Origin of the sequence: Nocardia concava NBRC 100430, from assembly GCF_000308815.1 — a bacterium.
Lineage (GTDB): Bacteria > Actinomycetota > Actinomycetes > Mycobacteriales > Mycobacteriaceae > Nocardia > Nocardia concava.
In genome coordinates this window covers 1-415 of record NZ_BAFX01000037.1, presented here as the reverse complement: position 1 = coordinate 415, position 415 = coordinate 1, and the positions used below count along the sequence as shown (strand labels likewise).

Annotated in this window: 1 rRNA gene; it reads right to left on the bottom strand. The window is 53.3% G+C overall.

What is annotated here, in order from left to right:
• Nucleotides 1-372, bottom strand: a 23S ribosomal RNA gene (locus ON43_RS07700); the annotation flags it as partial.
• Nucleotides 373-415 lie beyond the last annotated feature (43 nt).

Sequence of the window (415 nt, the reverse complement as noted above, 5' to 3'; positions counted from 1 at the left end):
AACTCGGTTTCTTACTCATGCCCAATTCGGCAGAATTGAGAAGATGGGTCCCACGACCCCGACCAGGCAACGACTGCCGTCTATCACACCTGATCGGTTTAGCCTCTTCCGCTTTCGCTCGCCACTACTCACGGAATCACTGTTGTTTTCTCTTCCTGTGGGTACTGAGATGTTTCACTTCCCCACGTTCCCTCCACACGCCCTATATATTCAGGCGCGGGTAACACGACATCACTCGTGCTGGGTTTCCCCATTCGGAAATCCTCGGATCTCAGCTCGTTTGACAGCTCCCCGAGGCTTATCGCAGCCTACTACGTCCTTCATCGGCTCCTGGTGCCAAGGCATCCACCGTACGCTCTTACACACTTACTAACAAAGATGCTCGCGTCCACTGTGCAGTTCTCAAACAACACAC